25 protein-coding genes are annotated in these 21,864 nt (G+C 34.2%); all 25 read left to right on the plus strand.

Translation table 11 applies throughout. The features are described 5' to 3' along the window. Nucleotides 1-24: 24 nt before the first annotated feature. The gene (fliE, locus tag CRO00_RS02860) at nucleotides 25-336 is read left to right on the plus strand and encodes a flagellar hook-basal body complex protein FliE (RefSeq protein WP_097072133.1); all 312 of its coding nucleotides are present in this window, start codon (nucleotides 25-27) and stop codon (nucleotides 334-336) included. 59 nt (nucleotides 337-395) lie between these two features. Then, a complete protein-coding gene (gene fliF, locus CRO00_RS02865; protein WP_097072134.1) occupies nucleotides 396-1,988 on the plus strand; it encodes a flagellar basal-body MS-ring/collar protein FliF in 1,593 nt (530 codons plus the stop codon). 14 nt (nucleotides 1,989-2,002) lie between these two features. Continuing rightward, the gene (gene fliG, locus CRO00_RS02870) at nucleotides 2,003-3,016 is read left to right on the plus strand and encodes a flagellar motor switch protein FliG (RefSeq protein WP_097072135.1); all 1,014 of its coding nucleotides are present in this window, start codon (nucleotides 2,003-2,005) and stop codon (nucleotides 3,014-3,016) included. Next, entirely contained in the window at nucleotides 3,000-3,797 is a 798-nt protein-coding gene (fliH, locus tag CRO00_RS02875; RefSeq protein ID WP_337189405.1) for a flagellar assembly protein FliH, read from the plus strand. Before fliG ends, fliH begins: the two co-directional genes overlap by 17 nt. 4 nt (nucleotides 3,798-3,801) lie before the next feature. Next, nucleotides 3,802-5,127, plus strand: a complete 1,326-nt coding sequence (fliI, locus tag CRO00_RS02880) for a flagellar protein export ATPase FliI (protein ID WP_097072137.1) — start codon at nucleotides 3,802-3,804, stop codon at nucleotides 5,125-5,127. Further along, entirely contained in the window at nucleotides 5,127-5,576 is a 450-nt protein-coding gene (gene fliJ, locus CRO00_RS02885) for a flagellar export protein FliJ (RefSeq protein ID WP_097072138.1), read from the plus strand. Before fliI ends, fliJ begins: the two co-directional genes overlap by 1 nt. Nucleotides 5,577-5,580: 4 nt before the next feature. Further along, on the plus strand, nucleotides 5,581-6,180 hold the full coding sequence (locus tag CRO00_RS02890) for a MotE family protein (protein WP_097072139.1): 600 nt from the start codon (nucleotides 5,581-5,583) through the stop codon (nucleotides 6,178-6,180). Between the two features lie 22 nt (nucleotides 6,181-6,202). After that, nucleotides 6,203-7,660 carry a flagellar hook-length control protein FliK gene (locus CRO00_RS02895; protein ID WP_097072140.1) on the plus strand — a complete coding sequence of 486 codons (1,458 nt, stop codon included), beginning with the start codon at nucleotides 6,203-6,205 and terminating at the stop codon, nucleotides 7,658-7,660. A 2-nt stretch (nucleotides 7,661-7,662) separates the two neighbouring features. Beyond that, nucleotides 7,663-8,325, plus strand: coding sequence for a flagellar hook assembly protein FlgD (flgD, locus tag CRO00_RS02900; RefSeq protein ID WP_097072141.1), 663 nt, complete (start codon nucleotides 7,663-7,665; stop codon nucleotides 8,323-8,325). Nucleotides 8,326-8,340: 15 nt separating this feature from the next. After that, the gene (locus tag CRO00_RS02905) at nucleotides 8,341-8,718 is read left to right on the plus strand and encodes a TIGR02530 family flagellar biosynthesis protein (RefSeq protein WP_097072142.1); all 378 of its coding nucleotides are present in this window, start codon (nucleotides 8,341-8,343) and stop codon (nucleotides 8,716-8,718) included. Between the two features lie 89 nt (nucleotides 8,719-8,807). After that, nucleotides 8,808-9,770, plus strand: coding sequence for a flagellar basal body rod protein FlgG (gene flgG, locus CRO00_RS02910; RefSeq protein ID WP_097072143.1), 963 nt, complete (start codon nucleotides 8,808-8,810; stop codon nucleotides 9,768-9,770). 85 nt (nucleotides 9,771-9,855) lie between these two features. Beyond that, complete coding sequence (locus CRO00_RS02915; RefSeq protein ID WP_097072144.1) at nucleotides 9,856-10,080, plus strand: flagellar FlbD family protein; 225 nt, start codon at nucleotides 9,856-9,858, stop codon at nucleotides 10,078-10,080. After that, entirely contained in the window at nucleotides 10,067-10,492 is a 426-nt protein-coding gene (gene fliL, locus CRO00_RS02920; RefSeq protein WP_097072145.1) for a flagellar basal body-associated protein FliL, read from the plus strand. Before CRO00_RS02915 ends, fliL begins: the two co-directional genes overlap by 14 nt. Nucleotides 10,493-10,522: 30 nt before the next feature. Continuing rightward, entirely contained in the window at nucleotides 10,523-11,518 is a 996-nt protein-coding gene (gene fliM, locus CRO00_RS02925) for a flagellar motor switch protein FliM (RefSeq protein WP_097072146.1), read from the plus strand. Continuing rightward, on the plus strand, nucleotides 11,511-12,746 hold the full coding sequence (gene fliY, locus CRO00_RS02930; RefSeq protein ID WP_097072147.1) for a flagellar motor switch phosphatase FliY: 1,236 nt from the start codon (nucleotides 11,511-11,513) through the stop codon (nucleotides 12,744-12,746). Before fliM ends, fliY begins: the two co-directional genes overlap by 8 nt. Before the next feature lie 22 nt (nucleotides 12,747-12,768). Beyond that, a complete protein-coding gene (locus tag CRO00_RS02935) occupies nucleotides 12,769-13,131 on the plus strand; it encodes a response regulator (RefSeq protein WP_097072148.1) in 363 nt (120 codons plus the stop codon). Nucleotides 13,132-13,207: 76 nt separating this feature from the next. Further along, entirely contained in the window at nucleotides 13,208-13,801 is a 594-nt protein-coding gene (locus CRO00_RS02940; RefSeq protein ID WP_161946596.1) for a flagellar biosynthetic protein FliO, read from the plus strand. Further along, nucleotides 13,801-14,466 carry a flagellar type III secretion system pore protein FliP gene (gene fliP, locus CRO00_RS02945; protein WP_097072150.1) on the plus strand — a complete coding sequence of 222 codons (666 nt, stop codon included), beginning with the start codon at nucleotides 13,801-13,803 and terminating at the stop codon, nucleotides 14,464-14,466. The genes CRO00_RS02940 and fliP overlap by 1 nt, the downstream gene beginning before the upstream one ends. A 13-nt stretch (nucleotides 14,467-14,479) precedes the next feature. Continuing rightward, the gene (gene fliQ, locus CRO00_RS02950) at nucleotides 14,480-14,749 is read left to right on the plus strand and encodes a flagellar biosynthesis protein FliQ (protein WP_097072151.1); all 270 of its coding nucleotides are present in this window, start codon (nucleotides 14,480-14,482) and stop codon (nucleotides 14,747-14,749) included. 4 nt (nucleotides 14,750-14,753) lie between these two features. Further along, complete coding sequence (fliR, locus tag CRO00_RS02955; protein WP_097072152.1) at nucleotides 14,754-15,530, plus strand: flagellar biosynthetic protein FliR; 777 nt, start codon at nucleotides 14,754-14,756, stop codon at nucleotides 15,528-15,530. A gap of 1 nt (nucleotide 15,531) precedes the next feature. After that, nucleotides 15,532-16,620 carry a flagellar biosynthesis protein FlhB gene (gene flhB / locus CRO00_RS02960; protein WP_097072153.1) on the plus strand — a complete coding sequence of 363 codons (1,089 nt, stop codon included), beginning with the start codon at nucleotides 15,532-15,534 and terminating at the stop codon, nucleotides 16,618-16,620. Between the two features lie 21 nt (nucleotides 16,621-16,641). Next, nucleotides 16,642-18,675 (plus strand): flagellar biosynthesis protein FlhA, encoded by a 2,034-nt coding sequence (gene flhA / locus CRO00_RS02965; RefSeq protein WP_097072154.1) that lies wholly within the window; start codon nucleotides 16,642-16,644, stop codon nucleotides 18,673-18,675. Next, complete coding sequence (flhF, locus tag CRO00_RS02970) at nucleotides 18,672-19,829, plus strand: flagellar biosynthesis GTPase FlhF (RefSeq protein ID WP_101918853.1); 1,158 nt, start codon at nucleotides 18,672-18,674, stop codon at nucleotides 19,827-19,829. Before flhA ends, flhF begins: the two co-directional genes overlap by 4 nt. Then, a complete protein-coding gene (locus tag CRO00_RS02975) occupies nucleotides 19,826-20,698 on the plus strand; it encodes a MinD/ParA family protein (protein ID WP_097072155.1) in 873 nt (290 codons plus the stop codon). The genes flhF and CRO00_RS02975 overlap by 4 nt, the downstream gene beginning before the upstream one ends. Further along, nucleotides 20,699-21,850 carry a protein-glutamate methylesterase/protein-glutamine glutaminase gene (locus CRO00_RS02980; protein WP_097072156.1) on the plus strand — a complete coding sequence of 384 codons (1,152 nt, stop codon included), beginning with the start codon at nucleotides 20,699-20,701 and terminating at the stop codon, nucleotides 21,848-21,850. Nucleotides 21,851-21,864 lie beyond the last annotated feature (14 nt).

Below are 21,864 nucleotides of genomic sequence, written 5' to 3' on the forward strand. Positions count from 1 at the left end.
AATAGGTAGAAAGGACGAGTTAATATGGCGGTAAATCCAGTATCATTAATGATGCCTACTCAAGTAGTAAGCGAACCAAATAAAATAATAACTCAGCCAACACCATTTGAAGCGCAGCAATCATTTGCGAATACATTAAAAAATGCGATTGCATCTGTTAATGAACAACAAATTAATTCAGATAAATTAACAGAAAAGCTTATAAATGGTGAAGATGTACAGTTGCATGAAGTAATGATTCAATCACAAAAAGCAAGTATTACACTAGGTGCAACAATAGAAGTTCGAAATAAAGCAATCGAAGCATACCAAGAGATAATGCGAATGAGTGTATAAACTAACGGTTTGGCACAACTATAAATTGTTGTGTATCCACTATAATCGGGGGACACATAATGAATGAAAGATTGACGAAAGTAAAAACGGACTCTACGCATTTTTGGAAGAGTCGAACAAAGGGCCAAAAAGGGGCAATTATAGGGACGTTTATTGGTGTTATTGCTCTTGCCGGTATTCTTACATATTTTTTAACCAAAACTACAATGGTGCCTCTTTTTACCGAATTGTCTGCAACAGAAGCAGGTGAAATTGCGGAAGTATTAAGTGCACAAGGTGTTACATATGAAATTGCTCCGGGAGGGACAAATATACTAGTACCTGAAGAACAAGTAGATTCATTGAAAGTATCACTTGCATCTCAAGGTTATCCTCAATCGGGAGAAATAAACAACTCATTTTTCACATCAAATGCTGGCTTTGGTATGACAGATAATGAATTTAATGTCATTAAATTAGCTGCAACTCAAACGGAATTAGCAAACCTTATTAAAACAATTGATGGCGTTAAAAATGCAAATGTGATGATCACGATGCCGGAACAAGGAGTTTTTATTAATGATGCAGCACAAGAAGCAAGTGCAGCAATTATTTTAGACACAGAACCTGGACATAAGTTTTCAGATGAACAAGTAAAAACCTTATATAATCTTGTTTCTAAAAGTATTCCAAATTTAAGTACAGAAAATATTGTTATTTCTAACCAGTACTCTGAATATTACGATTTAGAATCAGCAGCATCTAATTCAAATTCAATTGATTCAGTGGATGGTCAAATGACAGTTAAGAAAACAATCGAACGTGATCTTCAACGTCAAGTACAACAAATGCTTGGTACGATGATGGGGAAAGATAAAGTCGTAGTATCCGTAACTACAGATATAGATTTTAAACAGGAAAATCGTGAAGAAAATCTAGTTGAGCCAGTTAATGCTGAAAATATGGAAGGTATTGAAATCAGTGCTCAACGAATAACAGAAACATATACAGGTACAGATGCAGCAACAGGTACACCAGAGGCAGAGAACGTAACAGATAACTTTGTTGATTATCAACAAGGGAATAATGGGGACGGAAACTTCGAGCGTGTGGAAGAAACTGTGAACAATGATGTAAACCGTATAAAAAGAAATATAGAAGAGAGCCCGTATAAAATTCGTGATATTGGTATCCAAGTAATGGTAGAACCTCCAGTAGCTGATGATCCTAATTCATTATCAGAAGATGTACAAGCTGATATCGAACAAATTTTATCAACTATTGTTCGAACTTCAATCGATAAAGAGGCAGCAGGACAATTAACAGAAGAACAAGTGAATGAAAAAATTGTTGTATCTGTTCAACCGTTTTACGGAAATGATGTAGTTGCTCCTGAAGAGACACCAGTTGTACCATGGTGGATTTGGGTAGTTGGCGGAATACTTCTTGCAGTAATTCTACTTCTAGTATTCTTTATTATACGTTCGAAAAGAAGAAAAGAAAAAGAAGATGAACTATCAATTCTCGAAGAACAAGAAGAGTTGTTTGTTGATGATATAAATGATGAAAAAGAAACAGAAAGTACTGTACGACGTAAACAGCTTGAAAAAATGGCGAAAGAAAAGCCAGAAGACTTTGCAAAACTACTGCGAAGTTGGATTACTGAAGATTAATGGGGGGTTCGAAAGTGTCCAAGAAAGATAAAGAATTAACAGGAAAACAAAAGGCAGCATTACTGTTGATTTCACTAGGACCTGAAGTTTCCGCTTCCGTATACAAACATCTAAATGAGGAAGAAATTGAACGTCTTACGTTAGAAATTTCGAGTGTTAAAAAAGTTGAACCAACAATTAAAGAAGATATAATTGAAGAATTTCATAATATTGCTCTTGCTCAAGACTATATTTCTCAAGGTGGGATTGGGTACGCAAAAACTGTACTAGAAAAAGCACTTGGTCAAGATCAAGCGCAGGCAATTATTAACCGTCTAACATCTTCTTTACAGGTGAGACCTTTTGATTTTGCTAGAAAAGCTGACCCAGCCCAAATATTTAACTTTATCCAAAATGAGCATCCACAAACAATTGCATTAATTTTATCTTATTTAGATCCGAGTCAAGCAGGTGTAATTTTATCTTCACTACCGCAAGAAGTCCAAGCAGATATTGCAAAACGTATTGCAGTAATGGACTCAACATCACCTGAAGTAATTAGTGAAATAGAATCGGTATTAGAAAGAAAACTTTCATCTACAGTAACTCAAGATTACACTGAAACTGGTGGCGTGGATGCAGTTGTTGAAGTGTTAAATGGTGTTGACCGTCAAACAGAAAAAACAATTCTTGATGCTCTTGAAATTCAAGATCCTGAACTTGCAGAAGAAATTAAAAAACGTATGTTTGTATTCGAGGATATTGTTACTTTGGACAACCGTTCAATACAACGTGTTATTCGCGATTGTGAAAACGAGGATTTATTGCTTTCAATGAAAGTAAGTAGTGAAGAAGTAAAAGAAATTATATTTAGAAATATGTCACAACGTATGGCTGAAACATTTAAAGAAGAGATGGAAATTATGGGTCCAGTTCGTTTGCGCGACGTAGAAGAAGCTCAATCGAGAATCGTTGCAGTTATTCGTAGATTAGAAGATGCTGGTGAAATCATTATCGCTCGTGGCGGAGGAGATGACGTCATTGTCTAGAATTATCCGTTCCAGCTATGCAAAACAAACTGAGGACAAAAAGGTCGAAATTCACCTTAAAAACCTATTTACGGAACAATTTATAGATGGCGATTATGATACAGCTGAAGAATTAGTCATTACGAAAGAAGAAATGTTTGCTGAACGTAATCAAATTTTGGCAGATGCTCATCGTGAAATAGAACAACAAAAGTCCGAGTTTGAAAAATATCGCAATGAACAACTAGAAATGATTGAGCAGTTAAAGCAATTGTGGGAAGAGGAAAAGTTAGTCCTAGAACAACAAGCCTATGACATAGGTTTTCAACAAGGTTACGAAGAAGGTATTAAGAAAGCCCATGCTGATATGGCTGAAGGTTTGAAAACTGCCAACGAGGTAATTGAAAATTCGAAACAAAATGCTAGGGCTTACTTAGAAGAGCAAGAACGGGTCATTCTCGAACTGGCATTAACTGCATCTGAACGTATAATAGGTGCTACCTTGGATCGCAATGAAGAATTATATGTTTCGATAGTGAAAAAAGGTTTAAAAGAAGCTAGAGAAATGAAAGAAATTAAAATTTATGTTTCTCCACAATTTCATAAAGTTGTATCTCAAAACCTCGATGAGTTGGTCGAAATGTTCCCAACAGATGTACCTTTACTAATTTTTGTTAATGAAGATTTAAACTCAAGCGAAAGTTATATAGAAACAAATCATGGCAGAATCGTTGTATCCATAGATGAACAGTTAAATGAATTGCGTCTAAAATTAATGGAACTCTTAAATAGTAAGGATTGATTTAATGAAAGCGGCTCAATTAATCGAAAAAATCCCACATGTTGAAACACTGAAAAAATATGGTAAAGTGAATCGTGTTGTAGGCCTAATGATTGAGTCGCAAGGACCCGAAAGCTCAATAGGTGATGTTTGTAAAATACATGTTAACTCGCCTAAAAATGGCCATCAGGAGATTCTTGCTGAAGTAGTAGGATTTAATAATGAATATGTCGTACTCATGCCTTTTACATCTATTAGGGAAATTTCAATTGGATGTTTAGTAGAAGGAACAGGAAAACCATTAGAAGTAAAGGTAGGACCAGAATTAATAGGGAAAGTATTAGATTCAATGGGAAATCCCTTTGATGGTTCATCCTTACCAAGAGGCTTAGTTACAGTTCAAACTGAAAAAGAACCACCAAATCCATTAAAAAGACCACCCATAAGTGAGCAATTGGAAGTTGGCGTAAAAGCTATAGATGGAATGCTCACAGTAGGGAATGGGCAACGTGTCGGAATCTTTGCAGGTTCTGGTGTGGGGAAGAGTACATTACTTGGTATGATTGCTCGTAATACAAAAGCAGATTTAAACGTTATCGCTTTAATTGGTGAGCGTGGCCGTGAAGTACTTGAGTTTATTCAACGAGATTTAGGACCAGAAGGATTGAGTCGCTCAATCGTAGTTGCAGCTACAGGTGATCAACCCGCATTAATGCGTATTAAGGGGGCCTTTACAGCTACCGCAATCGCCGAGTATTTTCGAGATCGTGGACTAAATGTTATGTTAATGATGGATTCTGTCACGCGTGTTGCAATGGCCCAACGCGAAATTGGATTAGCAACTGGAGAACCACCTGCACAAAAAGGGTATACGCCTTCAGTGTTCTCGATTTTACCGAGATTACTAGAACGTACTGGTACAAATATGAAAGGTTCTATAACAGCTTTTTATACAGTTCTAGTTGATGGAGACGATATGAATGAACCAATTGCTGATGCTGTTCGTGGTATTCTAGATGGTCATATCGTATTAGACCGAACACTTGCAAATAAAGGGCAATATCCAGCAATAAACGTACTAAAAAGTGTTAGTCGATTAATGAATCATATATCTACACCAGAACACGTAAAAGCTGCAGAAAGACTTCGTGAATTGTATTACACTTATTCAAAATCTGAGGATTTAATAAACATTGGTGCATACAAGCGGGGGACTTCAAAGGATATTGACGAAGCAATACATTTCGAACCACTAATTACAAGTTTCTTAAAACAAGGATATAAAGATAAGGTTTCATTACAGGATACAGTTAATGAATTAATTTCATTATCAAATGGTGGTGGAAAATAATGGTCCAATATACATACCGATTTGAGAAAATCCTCACAATTCGTGAGCAAGAAAAGCAACAAACAGAAATAGCTTATAAAGAATCCGTACGTGCTTTTGAAGAAGTAGCTACAAAGCTATATGAAGTATTAAAGAAAAAAGAAGATTTAATAACTTATCAAAATAAGCGATTAACTATTGGTGCAACAATTGACGAAATTCATCATTTTTCTACATTTATCAATAGCCTTGAAAAATCCATTACGGACCTACAAGCAAAGGTAATGCAAGCAAGAACGAAGATGAATTGGCATGAACAAAAAATGTTAGAAATAAACATTGAAGTGTCTAAGTTTGAGAAAATGAAAGAAAGAGATTATCAAATGTTCAAAGAGGAACAAAACCGAAGTGAAATGTTGTATATGGATGAGCTCTCTTCACTGATGTATAACAAAAAAGAAATCAGGTGATTTGATGGCGAAAAATAGAATTAAAGAAGAAATGAATATTGAAGAAATAAAAGAAGAAAAATCGCCGGGTATATTTCAAAAACTGTTCTATTTAGTTTTAATACCATTACTTTTTGTAGTGGCTATTCTACTCGTAGTTGCGTCTTTTACAAATATTAATGTATTTGAAAAAGCCTCTGAATTAACTGATTCTTTACCTTTTACTTCTAAAAATAAAACGGAAGAACCTTCAATTGATTTCAATAAAAAAATTGTAGAACTTGAAGCAGAAATTAAAGAAAAAGAAGCAGAAATTGAACAACTAAAATCACAACTTGAAAAAGCTACTGCTGAAACAGAAAACAATTTAGCGAAACAGCAGCAATTACAAAAGCAAATTGAATCACTTGAAAATCAACAAAGTGAATCTAAAAAAGAATTTGACGATATTTTATCTACCTTTAAGCAAATGTCTGCGAAAACAGCTGCACCAATTATTATGGAAATGAGTGACGATAAAGCAGTTAAGCTATTATCAAGCATGGACCCAGAAACACTTTCTGCAATACTATCGAAAATGGATCCTGTAGAAGCAGCTCGCTATACTGAATTAATTTCACAGTAGCTAAACAAAAGGAGGTGAAAAAATGAATATCGGAATTATGCAATTAGCGAATGTTAATACGAGTACGAAATCATCAGCACTCACTACACAAACATCGAAAAACAGCAACTTTGGTGAAATTTTTAGTCAAATCGCTAACAAGGAAGAACTAATTCAAAACAATCCTGACAATGGAGAATTGGTTAACTTTGAAACGTTAGAAGATTTACTAAATTCATCAACAATTGAAGAAGTTCTTAGTTTACTAGGTGTATCTCAAAATGATCCTTTAACAATTAATGAATTAGATTCAAGTTCTCTTGAAAACCTGTTATCAGGAATAGATATTCAAATCGAATCAGATGAAATCGTGAATTTTAATAACCCTGAACAGATTCTAGATACATCAAAAGATGTAGAATCCATAGAGACTAATGAATTGCTGATTTTGGATAACTTACTAAATGTTTTAAAAATTAATGAAGATGACTTTAATAATATTGTAAAAGAACTTCTTGGTGAAGGACAACTTATTGTAAATGATGTATGGGGTCTAATTAACATCCTAAATAATCAATCTCAAGAATTAATGAGTACTAGTCTTATAAAAGGATTGAGCGGTGAACAAAACTTACCACCTCAAACTGTTCAACAATTTCTACAGGCATTGAAAATAATTGAAGTAGTTGGTTCAAATTCTAACTTAGTTGTTGAACAACAAAATCAACTAGTAAAATTGAAAGAATTGCTACAAGTTGTTTCTAGAGAGTTAGAAGTGAAAAATAGTCAAACTACAACAAGAGTAGAGAGTAATTTATTATTTACAAACGTTGTAAATTTCAAATTACAAAATGAACAATCCAATGTTTCTACTACTTCATATGTAAAACACACCGAACAAGTAGTAAATACTAGCAAAAATCAAATAACGACTAATTCTGAAAGTGTAGTAACCTCTATTAAACAAATGGTTGCAAGTAAAGAACAAAATGAATCAAATCCAAGTAATGGTATTGCACCGTCAATAACAACGACAAAGACTGTAACAATCAATTTGCCCGTTGAAAAACCTGCTCAAGCAGAAGCATTTGTTAAAGAGTTTCAAAGTTTATTAAATAGAACTCAAATTAACAATTCACCGGGTACGATGAAGTTATTAGTCAAGCTTTATCCTGAAAACTTAGGTTCTATCCGTATTGAAATCCTACAGAAAGATGGAGTGCTTTCAGCGAGACTACTAGCTTCTACACCGCAAGCAAAAGAGTTGTTAGATAGCCAAATTCAGCAATTAAAATCTACTTTTGCCCAACAAAATATTCAGATGGACCGTATTGATATTGCTCAAAGTCTACAAGAAACTGACCGAAATACTCGTGATCAAAGTTTATTTGGCAACTTGTTCAAGCAACAACAAGCAGATCAAGATGATGAAGAGCAAGAGGAAAGTAAACAAGAGGATACTATGTCATTCGATGAATACTTGTTAAATGAGGAGGTGTAATGATGACAAGTGCAAATGGAATACCTAATGATTACTACTTATCTAATTATAAAAAGCCAGAAAAACAGACTGGGACGAACGAACTTGGTAAAGATGCTTTTTTACAAATCTTAATTACGCAGCTCCAAAACCAAGACCCAACCCAACCTATGGATGATAAAGAATTTATTGCACAGATGGCTCAATTCTCCTCTTTAGAACAAATGCAAAATATGACAACAGCTATGGGGAAACTTTTAGAGTCCCAACAACAATCGCAATTAATGAATTATACAACCTTTGTTGGAAAAGAAGTTAAGTGGCACGAACTTACGGATAAAGTTGATGAAAAAGGCGATCCAATTATAAATGAAGGTACTGGGAAAATAAAAGAATTGAAATTTGTAGATGGTGAACCTATATTCATTCTTCAAGATGGGAAAGAAATTACACCAGGTAATATTTCATCCATTCTTGATGGATTGACAACATCGAGTGATAAACCTTCTGAAAATCCACTTGTCACAGCAAGTAAGTTAATTGGAAAGAAAGTTGAATTTGAGTTAAATGGACAAAAGATACAAGATGTTATTGCTTCTGTTAAAACAAATAATACTTTAATAGAGTATATCCTTGCGAATGGACCAGTACTAACAAAGGATCAATTTTCTTTAATAAGTGAATAAGGTTGGTGAGTACACATGCATAGAATAGGAATTCAGCACGTGCCATTACAACCTAGAGCAATTCATTCGAAGACAAAACAATATGACTTGCCAATAAAGCAATCATTTGCAGAACATTTGCAAAATGCAACAGATAGTCTCCAATTAAAGGTTAGTAAACATGCAAACGAACGATTACTAGAGCGAAATATTTCTATCTCAGATCAAGAATGGCAAATGGTAACGGATAAAGTGTTTGAAGCTCGATCAAAAGGAGTCAATCAACCATTAGTATTGATGGATCAAGCAGCGTTGATTGTAAGTGCAAAAAATGCAACAGTAATTACTGCGATGGAACGCACTGAAGCTAAAGAGCAAATTTTCACAAATATTGATGGCACAATTGTGCTATAGGCAGGACCATTACGGATGCCTAGTGTTGCGGAATGAATGAAGTAACACAAAGATAAATAAATTTCTTAAAGTGAAGGGAGAACATAACAATGTTACGTTCAATGTACTCAGGTATTTCAGGCTTAAAAAACCATCAAACTAAATTAGACGTAATTGGGAATAATATTTCAAATGTAAATACGTATGGATACAAAAAGAGTCGTGTTGTATTTAAGGACTTAGTATCTCAATCAGTTTCGGGTGCATCTAGTCCAACTGCAAATCAAGGTGGTATTAATGCTAAACAAATCGGCTTAGGTTCTCAAATGGCCGCTATAGATATCATTCATGGTACGGGTTCATTACAGACTACGTCAAGAACTCTGGATTTAGCAATATCTGGAGATGGTTTCTTTATGGTAGCAAATTCTACAGTTGGACCAGATGAAGATGGAAATATTGAGGCTGAAAGTGGTTTTACGAATTATCTCTACACTCGAGCTGGTAACTTTTATATGGACAGAAATGGTTATTTAGTAAACTCAGATGGTAAATATTTAGTTGGTGTTTCTAATGGAACTTTATACACAGATGTTCTTGAAGATGCAACAAGTCAAGCAGATGCTGATAAAGCCACTTACGATTTAGGTACTGACAATTTATATCAAGAAGGTACAATTGAAGTGCCCGCTGGTTTAAATCCTATTAAAATCCCTACAAATGCTCAATCTATGAGTATTGGATCCGACGGTACTGTAAACTACGTTGACGTAAACGGGAAATTACAATATGCTGGTCAATTATTATTAGCGAAATTCCCTAATACAGGTGGTTTGGAGAAAACTGGAAGTAACTATTATCAAGTAACAACAAACTCTGGGGACCCAACAGTACAAACTGCAACACAAGCAGGTATTGGTAAAATTGAATCAGGTTTCTTAGAAATGTCCAACGTTGACCTTTCTGAAGAGTTTACTGAAATGATTGTAGCTCAACGTGGTTTCCAAGCGAACTCTCGTATTATTACAACTTCTGACCAGATTTTAGAAGAACTTGTAAATTTAAAACGTTAATTTTATTATTAGTGTATTAGATTAATAAATTCATTGTAAAGGAGGGTCGGGCCGGCTCTCGTTTAAGCGACCCGGCCCTATTTCAATGATTGAACTCACACGTTTAAATGGTAAATCATTTTCATTAAACGCTTTATACATAGAAACAGTAGAATCCTTTCCAGACACAACAATTACTCTGACGGATGGTCGGAAGTTTATTGTGTTAGAAAGTGAAGAAGAAGTACGTAATAAAGTACTACTTTTTTATAGAAGTATACAAGTATTGTCAAACCCGCACATTCGAGGTGATCGAAATGAAGAAGAATAAACTATTAACCATAATGCTCATCATTTTAGTTACAATTACGCTAATTGGTGTTGTAATTTTTGTATTATTAACACAATTTAATAAACAAGGTACAACGGAACCTACAATTGACGAAATCATTGAATCTTCAGTTGATGTTCCGGAAATCACAACCAACCTAGCGGACAATAACTTTGTAAAACTTACATTAAAAATTCAAACCGATAGTAAGGATGCAGCAGATGAATTAACGAAACGTGATTTCCAAACTAATAATATTATAATTGAAGAACTTTCAGAAATGACAGAAGATGATTTGCAAGGAAAACAAGGTAAAATTTTATTTGAATCAACAATTAAATCAAAATTAAATGAATTGATGCAAGAGGGTGAAATACAACAAGTTTATATAACCTCCTACATCATTCAATAAACGAAAGATCTTGAAATAGGAGGTGGGCAAATGGCTGGAGACGTTTTATCCCAATCCGAAATTGATGCGCTACTATCTGCGATATCAACAGGAGAAATGTCAGCAGATGACATGAAAAAGGAAGAGGAAACGAGAAAGGTTAAAGTATATGACTTTAAGCGTGCTCTTCGCTTTTCAAAGGACCAAATCCGAAGTTTGACCCGAATACACGAAAACTTTGCCAGATTACTTACAACTTTCTTTTCTGCACAACTAAGAACATACGTACAAATTACAGTTGCGTCTGTTGATCAGATTCCCTTTGAGGAATTTGTACGTTCAATTCCAAATATGACATTAATAAATGTATTTGAAGTACCGCCGTTAGATGGTAATATTTTAATGGAGATTAATCCGAATATCGCATATTCAATGTTAGACCGTTTAATGGGTGGTAGTGGAGCAAGCTATAGTAATGTTGATAATTTAACAGAAATCGAACAAAAAATTATGACGAATTTGTTTGAAAGGTCGTTTGATAATCTAAGGGAAGCATGGGATACAATTGCTGAAATTGATCCGATGTTAGTAGAGCTGGAAGTTAACCCGCAATTTTTACAAATGATTTCACCGAATGAAACTGTTGTAGTAATTTCATTGAATACAATAATCGGTGATACAACAGGCATGATCAACATTTGTATACCACATGTTGTACTTGAGCCGATTATTCATAATCTATCAGTTCAATATTGGATGCAATCTAATACTAAGGAAGCAACGCCTGAACAATCAAAAGCTTTAGAAAATAGGGTAAAACAAGCAGAGCTACCTTTAATTGCTGAGTTGGGTACTACTGATATTACAATTGAAGATTTCCTTTATATGTCCATTGGAGATGTCATTCAATTAGATCAAAAAATTGATGATTCGCTTATTTTAAGAGTTGGTGGACTACCGAAGTTTACAGTTCAACCAGGCAAACGAAATAAAAAAATGGCAATCCAGATTATCGACCCTTTGAAAGGAGGAGACGAAGATGAGTGATGATATGCTCTCCCAAGAAGAAATTGAAGCTCTATTAAGGGGCGAGACGTTGGAAGAAAAAATTAACCAATTAGAAAATGAATCAAATAGTAATGAACAACTGCGGGTAGAAGATTACCTTGAACCAATGGAACAGGATGCTCTAGGTGAGGTAGGAAATATTTCTTTTGGTAGTTCAGCTACTGCCCTTTCTGCCCTTCTCGGTCAGAAAGTAGATATTACTACACCAGTAGTCTCAATGATTAATCGTAACAAGCTAGAAGAGGAATTTCCTCAACCTTATGTTGCAATCCAAGTTGAGTATACGACTGGTTTAACAGGGATGAATTTACTTGTTATAAAACAATCGGATGCTGCCATTATTGCAGATTTAATGTTAGGTGGAGACGGGACAAATCCAAATTCTGATCTCGGGGAAATACACCTTAGTGCGGTACAAGAAGCAATGAATCAAATGATGGGTTCAGCAGCAACTTCAATGTCAACAATTTTCAATAAAAAAGTAGATATTTCACCACCTTCAATTGATTTACTAAATATTCCCCAAAATGAAGGGAAAGATAGTATTCCTGATGATGATTTATTGGTGAAAATTTCCTTCAGGTTGAGAATTGGAGAGTTAATTGACTCAACAATTATGCAATTATTACCATTAGGATTTAGTAAAAAAATTGTGAAGTCATTACTAGGTGAGCCTGATGATACTCCAACACCACCAGCTCAACCTGTTGCACCGGCTCAACCAGTAGCTGTATCACCACCAGTGCAACAGCAACCGATGCAACAGCAACCGATGCAACAACAACCGATGTACCAACAACCTGTGTATCAACAACAGGCAGCTACAACATATGCGGAACCGCCAACTTTTGCAATGCCGCAGTATCAACCGCCACAACAACCCGTAAACGTGCAACAGGCTCAATTTGCATCTTTTGAGACAGCTAATATTTCTCAATCAGAAGCACGGAATTTAAATATGTTATTAGATATACCGTTACTACAGGTAACAGTAGAGTTAGGTCGAACAAAGCATTCAGTGAAAGATATCTTACAGCTTGCATCTGGTTCTATTATTGAATTAGATAAACTTGCCGGTGAACCAGTAGATATTTTAGTTAATAGTCGACTAATTGCAAAAGGCGAGGTTGTCGTAATTGATGAAAATTTTGGTGTCCGTATTACCGATATTATTAGTAAGGCTGAACGTTTAAATAATCTACGATAGTAATTAATTGGAGGAATCTACCATGTCAAGAAGAATTTTAATAGTAGACGATGCGGCATTTATGCGCATGATGATTAAAGATATACTTACGAAGAATGGTTTCGAAGTTGTAGGGGAAGCAGCAGATGGCTTACAAGCAGTAGAAAAATATAGTGAATTACGACCTGATTTAGTTACGATGGATATTACAATGCCTGAAATGGATGGGATTGCTGCATTAAAAGCTATTAAATCTACAGATCCTAACGCAACTGTTATTATGTGCTCTGCAATGGGACAACAAGCAATGGTTATAGATGCTATCCAAGCTGGAGCAAAGGATTTTATCGTTAAACCATTCCAAGCTGACCGTGTAATTGAAGCAATTCAAAAAGCATTAGGTTGATAAAATGTATTTGAACAAATTTGCAAGTATTCGGTTTATTATTGCTTCTTTAGTTGTGACTTTATTTTTTTCGCCAATGAATTTTGTTCATGCAACTTCAAATAATAACCAAATGATCTCGAATGAGTGTTTGCAAAATCCAAGTGATTGCGAAGATATCCAACCGGCTGCCGAAAATGCCCAAACGGCAGCTGTTGGTCTAGGTATGTGGGATTATGTAAAAATGTTATTCTCCCTAATATTTGTACTAGCAATATTAATTTTTGTATTGAAGTTTCTAAACAAAAAAAGTAATAATTATCAACAAAATCGTCTAGTACGTAATGTAGGTGGAATCACTGTTGGTTCTCAAAAATCAGTACAAATTCTTCACATTGGAGATAAGTTATATATTGTAGGTGTTGGTGAGGATGTTCAACTTTTAAAAGAAATACATGATGCAGATGAAGTTCAACAATTACTAGAGCAGTACAATGAAAAACAATCTTTAGTAAATACGACTCCATATATACTCGATGTATTTAAAAAATTTAATCCAAAATTTTCAAAAACAGAAAAAGATGAAAGCAAAACAGACTTTGGAGAAATTCTTAATAAAAAAATTGCAGATATTAAACATGAACGACAAAATGAATTGGAAAAGTGGAAAGAAAAGGAGAGGGATAGGTAATGGAAGATTTTATCTCACTCTTTTCTGAAAATGACCCTACGAATGTTTCCACGTCTGTTAAATTACTTTTATTATTGACTGTTCTGTCATTAGCACCAAGCATTTTAATCCTAATGACATGTTTTACAAGAATTGTTATTGTATTGTCCTTTACTAGGACTGCATTAGCAACAAATCAGATGCCTCCGAACCAAGTAATTATTGGATTAGCATTATTCTTGACATTTTTCATTATGGCTCCAACCTTCCAGCAAGTAAACGAACAAGCACTACAGCCACTTTTTGATGAGGAAATTGGTTTAGAAGAGGCGTATGATCGGGCAGCACTTCCCTTTAAAGAATTTATGGCTCAACATACGAGACAAAAGGATTTAGAGTTGTTCTTAAGTTATAACCAAGCAGAAAGACCTGCATCCGTTGAAGAAATTCCATTAACAATGCTTGTGCCTGCGTTTGCATTAAGTGAAATTAAAACTGCTTTTCAAATGGGATTTATGATTTTTATTCCATTTTTAGTAATCGATATGGTTGTAGCAAGTGTTCTTATGTCTATGGGGATGATGATGTTACCACCAGTCATGGTTTCTTTACCATTTAAAATATTATTATTTGTATTAGTAGATGGATGGTATTTAGTAATTAAATCATTACTTCAAAGTTTTTAGGGGATGATACAAAATGAGCCAAGAGATGGTTATTTCAATTGCAGAAAGAGCTATATGGATTGTCCTCATAGTTTCAGGGCCGTTATTAATTGTGGCTCTTGTAACAGGCCTTTTAGTAAGTATATTTCAAGCAACAACTTCCATTCAAGAACAAACATTGGCGTTTGTTCCTAAAATTGTTGCAGTCTTTATTGCACTTATCTTTTTTGCGCCGTTCATGATATCGCAAATGATTAATTATGTTTCGGATATTCTAAGTAATTTAACTCGGTATATCGGGTGATTAAATGACTGAACTTATTCCAAAAGCATCAGTTTTGTTATTAATTTTAGTCAGAGTCTCTGCATTTTTTGTATCAATCCCATTATTTTCATATCGTACCATTCCGCCACAATTGAAAATAGCACTTGCATTTATTCTATCATGGATGATGTATTATACATTAAATATTGAGGCTATACCAATTGATGGAGATTACATATTACTAGTTTTAAAAGAGGCAATCATTGGATTAATGATTGGCGTTACAGCGACAATCATTTTTTCGGCAGTACAAATTGCCGGTGGATTTATTGATTTTGAAATGGGTTTTGCAATGGCGAATATTATAGATCCCCAAACTGGAGCACAGACACCATTAATGGGTCAATTTTTTAATTTTTTATTATTATTTGTTTTGCTTGCCATTAACGGACACCATTTAATTTTAGATGGCATTTTCTATAGTTATGAGTTTATGCCAATCAATCAATTTTTTCCAAGATTCGGTGATGCCGATACAATCGAATTTATTCTTAAATTATTTGGTACTGTATTTGCAATTGCTTTTCAAATGTCAGCACCAATAGTTGCAACATTAGTATTAGTGACGCTTGCTTTAGGTATTACGGCTAAAACCGTTCCACAATTAAACATATTCGTTATTGGTTTTCCTATAAAAATTGCAGTTGGTTTTTTAGTGCTTATTATTTCTATGGGTGTAATGGTTGAAGTAATGGAAAAATTGATTGAACTCACGATTATCTCAATGAGAGATTTGATGCAATTATTAGGTGGTGCTTAATATGAAGTTACTACTTCCATTAGATATCCAATTTTTCTCCGGTGAAAAGACGGAAAAAGCGACACCTAAAAAGCGATCAGATGCGAGAAAAAAAGGACAAGTATTAAAAAGTCAGGATGTTTCAGCATCGTTAGTCCTTTTAGCGCTGTTTATGTTTTTATTTTTATTTGCACCAATTATCCAAGAAACATTATTCTCTTTTTTAATTCAAGCGTTTCAAAAAAATATACTAATTGAAACTTTGACTGTGGAAACTGTTTTAAATATGTATACAGATTCATTAAAAGAAATGGCAAAAATATTATTGCCAATTATGTTACTAGCTATGTTTGCAGGGATCGGAGCAAACTATTTACAATTTGGGTTTCTATTTACTACAGAAACGATGAAAATCGATTTAAAAAAAATGGATCCAATAAAAGGTATAAAAAAAATAATTTCTATTCGTGCAATTGTTAACTTAATTAAATCCTTGTTAAAAATTTCCTTTATTGGAGCCGTGACTACAACAATCGTTTGGATGAATATTGAGGAAGTGCTATCACTTTCATTCCAAAGCCCTTGGGATACATTAACTACAGTTGCCAAATTGGTTGGAATAATGGGAATTGCTGCATCACTTACATTAGTATTTATTGCACTGTTTGATTATATCTACGAAAAATATGAGTATGAAAAACAATTAAAAATGTCGAAACAAGATATTAAAGATGAATATAAAAATGCTGAAGGTGACCCAAAGGTGAAGGGGAAAATTAAACAAAAACAACGTGAGATGGCAATGCGAAGAATGATGCAAGAAATTCCAAATGCAGACGTTGTTATTACAAACCCAACTCACTATGCAATTGCACTTAAATATGACGATCAAAGTATGGAAGCGCCAACTGTCATTGCTAAAGGAACAGATTTTATTGCCCAAAAAATAAAATTGATTGCAAAAGAAAATAATATAGTTATGGTTGAAAATCGACCGTTAGCAAGAGCAATGTATGACCAAGTTGAAATTGGCCAACAAGTTCCGGAAGAATTTTTTAAAGCAGTAGCAGAAATATTAGCTTATGTATACCGTATTAAACGTAAAATTTAGACCATTTGTAGGAGGGGAAACATGAAAATTCGCGATTTAGGGGTTTTAGCTGCAGTAATTATGATTGTAGCAATGCTCATTATCCCTCTACCGACATGGTTATTAAGCTTTTTAATTATTATTAATATTACATTATCTTTAATTGTTTTATTAGTATCAATGAATATGAGGGAAGCTTTAGACTTTGCCATATTTCCTTCAGTAATTCTTTTACTTACCTTATTCCGTTTAGGCTTAAGTATTTCCACAACTCGTGCCATTCTTGCTAATGGTGATGCAGGTGATGTTGTAGAAACTTTCGGGGAATTTGTTACTGGTGGTAATATTTTAGTCGGATTAGTTATTTTCATGTTATTGGTAATAATCAACTTTATTGTTATTACAAAAGGGTCAGAACGTGTAGCTGAAGTTGCAGCACGTTTTACATTAGATGCAATGCCAGGGAAGCAAATGAGTATAGATGCTGATTTAAATGCGGGGATGATTTCAGAAAAAGACGCACGTGAACGCCGTGAAAAAGTATCTAAGGAATCGGATTTTTATGGAGCAATGGATGGTGCTACGAAATTCGTTAAAGGTGATGCAATTGCTTCTATTATCATGGTATTTATCAATCTTTTATTCGGTATCATTATTGGTATGTTACAACTCGGTTATGAATTAGCAGATGCGGCGACACATTTCTCGAAGTTAACTGTCGGTGATGGTTTAGTTGCACAAATCCCAGCACTTTTAGTATCTACAGCTACAGGTCTAGTTGTGACACGTGCAGCTTCTGATGGTAATCTAGGAGAAGATATAACGAGACAACTATTTGCTCAATCGAAATTGTTGTATATTGCTGGTGGCACTATATTTTTATTAGGTCTTTTTACACCAATTCCAGAATGGATAACAATTCCTATCGCTTTGGTTTTAATTGGTGGTGCATATATGACAAGCCGTAAGAACAATGAAGATCCTGAAGAATTACTAGAAATTGAAGAAGAAGTGGCTGCTGATACGATGAAGAGCCCAGAAAACGTAGTGAATTTGTTAAATGTAGATCCTATTGAATTTGAATTTGGATATGGTTTAATCCCTCTTGTTGATGCTGCACAAGGCGGTGATTTATTAGATCGAGTTGTAATGATTCGTCGTCAATTAGCATTAGAGCTAGGATTAGTTATACCAGTAGTTAGAATACGCGACAATATTCAATTACAACCAAATGAGTATCGAATAAAAATCAAGGGGAACGAAATGGCTCGAGGGGAACTGTTACTTGACCATTACTTAGCAATGAGCCCCGGTGATGATGATTCAATAGATGGAATTGATACAATCGAACCTTCTTTCGGATTACCTGCGAAATGGATAACAGAAAGGGTAAAAGAAGAGGCTGAAATGTATGGTTATACTGTAGTAGACCCGCCAAGTGTTGTATCAACACATTTAACTGAAATTATTCGAGCAAATGCTCACGAACTATTAGGACGTCAAGAAACGAAACAATTAATTGATCATTTACGTGAAAATTATCCTATTTTAGTTGAAGAATTAACACCAACACCACTTTCAATTGGTGAAATCCAAAAAGTTTTGGCTAGACTTCTTAAAGAAAATGTCTCAATTCGAAACTTACCAATTATTTTTGAAACATTAGCGGATTATTCGAAACTTACTAGTGATACTGAAATTCTTACTGAATATGTAAGGCAATCTTTAGCAAGACAAATTACAACACAATATGTTTCAGGCGGACCTTCATTAAAAGTGATTACGATTCCTGGTAAGTTGGAAAAGATAATAGCAGATAGTGTACAACAAACTGATCATGGAAATTATTTAGCTATGGATCCTCAAGATTCTCAATCAGTATTAGAGGCAATTGCTAAAGAAGTCGAGAGAGTTTCATTTATGGAACAATCTCCAATTATTCTTTGCTCACCTGGAATTCGTATGTATTTAAGGCAATTAACTGAACGTTATTTCCCGCAAATACCAATTTTATCCTATAATGAATTAGACGCTAATGTAGAAATCCAAAGTGTTGGGGTGGTGAATGTAGAATGAAGATGAAAAAATATATTGCTCCTTCGATTTCAGAAGCAATGAAGCAAATTCGTGCTGAACTTGGTGATGATGCTGTAATCATAAATTCAAAAGTAGTTATTACAAAAAAGTTTTTTGGGTTAATTAAACATAAAAATTTTGAAGTACTTGCAGGGGTAGATAGTGTGGAAAATATTATGCCTTCACACATACCTGAAATGCATAACCGTACCGTAGCTGCTTCTGTTACCCAAAGTGCAGAATCAGCTTTAGATAAAGAGGTACATAATGCTGATTTAAAATTAACAAATGAATTAAAAAGCGAAATAGCTGATTTAAAGTCAATATTGCAATCCATGCAAAGGCAAACAAAACACGCAGAATTACCAGAGGAAATTTTGCCTATTATTGACTTTTTAAAACGTCAAGAGCTGAACGAAGAGCTTATCACAGCAATAAGTGATGAGCTTTTTGTGTATTATAATAAAACAAAAGCTTTAAATAATGATGAAGCTAAAGACATTATTAAAGACGTTCTGAACAAAAAACTTGCACACTTACCAATAGGTGGATTGTCTTTTGAAAAAAAATATATTAATGTTTTAGGTCCTACTGGGGTAGGTAAGACGACGACGATTGCAAAAATGGCAGCCCGTTCAGTTTTAGAAAAGAAGAAAAAAATTGGTTTTATTACTACCGATACTTATCGAATAGCTGCTATTGAACAATTGAAGACTTATGCTAACCTTTTACAAGCTCCAGTAGAAATTGCATATAACGCTAGTGATTATAAGTCAGCTATTGGAAAAATGCAGAATTTAGATTTAATTTTCATTGATACAGCAGGTAGAAACTACAAGGAAGCTAAGTATGTAAGTGACTTAAAAAAAATAATTAATTTTGACCAGGATGTTGAATCATATTTAGTTTTATCATTAACATCAAAAGAACAAGATATGGAATCAATAATTCAACAATTTAATGAATTTCCAATTGAAAAGTTTATTTTTACTAAGATTGATGAAACAAATTCTATTGGCACTATGTATAATTTAATGATTAAATATAATAAAGGACTTGCTTACTATACAAATGGACAAGAAGTACCAGAAGATATAGAAGAGGCAAATTTAGATAAGTTACTTGAATTGTTCTTTCAAGGAGAATTTCAATGAGAGATCAAGCCGAAAAATTAAGAATGAAAATGCTACAAAGTCAAGGTTCTATAGGTAGATCGATAGCTGTTGTTAGTGGAAAAGGGGGCGTTGGAAAAAGTAATTTTTCAACGAATTTTGCAATCAACTTAAGCCTACAGGGGAAAAAAGTAGTTGTGTTAGATATGGATATTGGAATGGGTAATATTCATATCTTAATAGGAAAAACTGCCCAATACAGCTTTAAGGATTATTTAATGGGTGACGCTACTCTAAAAGATGTCATGTATGAAGGACCTAATAATTTACAATATATTCCTGGTGGATCAGGTCTTTCTTCTGTTATGGAATGGTCTAAAGAAATGTTCAATTCATTGATACATGCATTTGAAGAGTTACAAATATCCTTTGATTATATTTTATTTGATATGGGTGCGGGTGCTTCAAATTGGTCTCTTGATTTGCTTACATCCATCGACGAAATAATTGTCATCTCTACTGCTGAACCAACAGCAATTACAGATGCATACTCAATGATGAAATATATCTATTTAAAGGATCAAAACAAAAAGTTCTACCTACTGTGTAACAGAGCATATTCAAAAGAAGAAGGTCAAGAAACGTTATACCGTCTATCAAATACAATGAAAAAATTCCTAAATAAAGATGTTACAATCCTAGGTTCATTACCGGAAGACCCAGTTGTAAGAAAAGCAGTACGTGAACAGGTCCCTTTTTCCATTGCTTATCCTGATTCACCCATTTCAAAAACATTAAAAGTAATTGTTAATCAATTTATTCATCAAGATATAAAAGAAGTTCATGCTCCTGTTCAATCGAATACATTTTTATCAAAACTAAGGAGTATTTTTTCGAAAGGGCGTGATTAATTGGAATTCTCAAATAAAAGCAAGCTTTTAATAGTGGATGACTCTGCTTTTATGAGAAAGCTAATTAGTGACTTTTTTGTTGGTAATTTGAAAATTGAAGTAATTGGAACAGCAAGAAATGGTAAAGATGCAATCAACAAAATTCAACAGCTAAAACCTGATGTTGTAACAATGGATGTAGAGATGCCCGAAATGAACGGATTAGATGCATTAAAAGAGATTATGGAAAAATGCCCAGTACCAGTCATTATGCTATCAAGTACGACGATTAGCGGAGCTGAAAATACATTGAATGCAATGGAGAATGGGGCTGTTGATTTTGTTGCAAAACCAAGTGGTACAATTTCCCTTGATTTACATAAAATTAAGGAAGAATTAGTACATAAAGTGGAGCAAGCAGCCCATGTTTCCGTTGCCAAACTAAAAAAGCCCATTAGTTACAAAACTACATCTACAAAGTTTGCTAATGATACTACCATAAGAAAAGAAACGACTCCTATGAAAAGTTCAACAACTACTAACAGATTTAACAAAGATATATTAGCTTCTTTAAGTAAGAATCAATGGAGTAATACTTCTAGAAAAATTGTTTTAATTGGGACATCAACAGGAGGTCCAAGGGCATTACAGGAAGTTATTACAAAATTACCAAAAACAATAAAAGCACCTATTTTAATTGTTCAACATATGCCACCGGGTTTTACAAAATCGCTAGCAGAACGGTTAAATCAACTGAGTAAAATAGATGTGAAAGAAGCAGAACATGGGGATATTTTACAAGATGGAAAAGCATACATTGCACCGGGTGGAAGCCATTTGAAACTCAAAAAACAGAACACTCATTTCCAAATCGTTTTAGATCAAAATGAACCCCCACGTTCAGGACATCGCCCAGCAGTTGATGTCATGTTCGAGAATGTTAGTAAATTTAATGATTTTGACAAAATAGCTGTCATCATGACAGGCATGGGATATGACGGATCAAAAGGTTTAATAGCATTAAAACAAAATGGGAAAACAATCGCTATTGCGGAGTCAGCTGAAACTTGTATCGTATATGGAATGCCTAAAGCCGCTGTTGAAACTCAACTTGTTGATGAGGTAGTAGATGTTGACGACATAGCGCAAACAATTTTGAAATATTTGCCTTAAAAAGGAGTGTTGTC

This window comes from Ureibacillus xyleni, assembly GCF_900217795.1.
Taxonomy (GTDB): domain Bacteria; phylum Bacillota; class Bacilli; order Bacillales_A; family Planococcaceae; genus Ureibacillus; species Ureibacillus xyleni.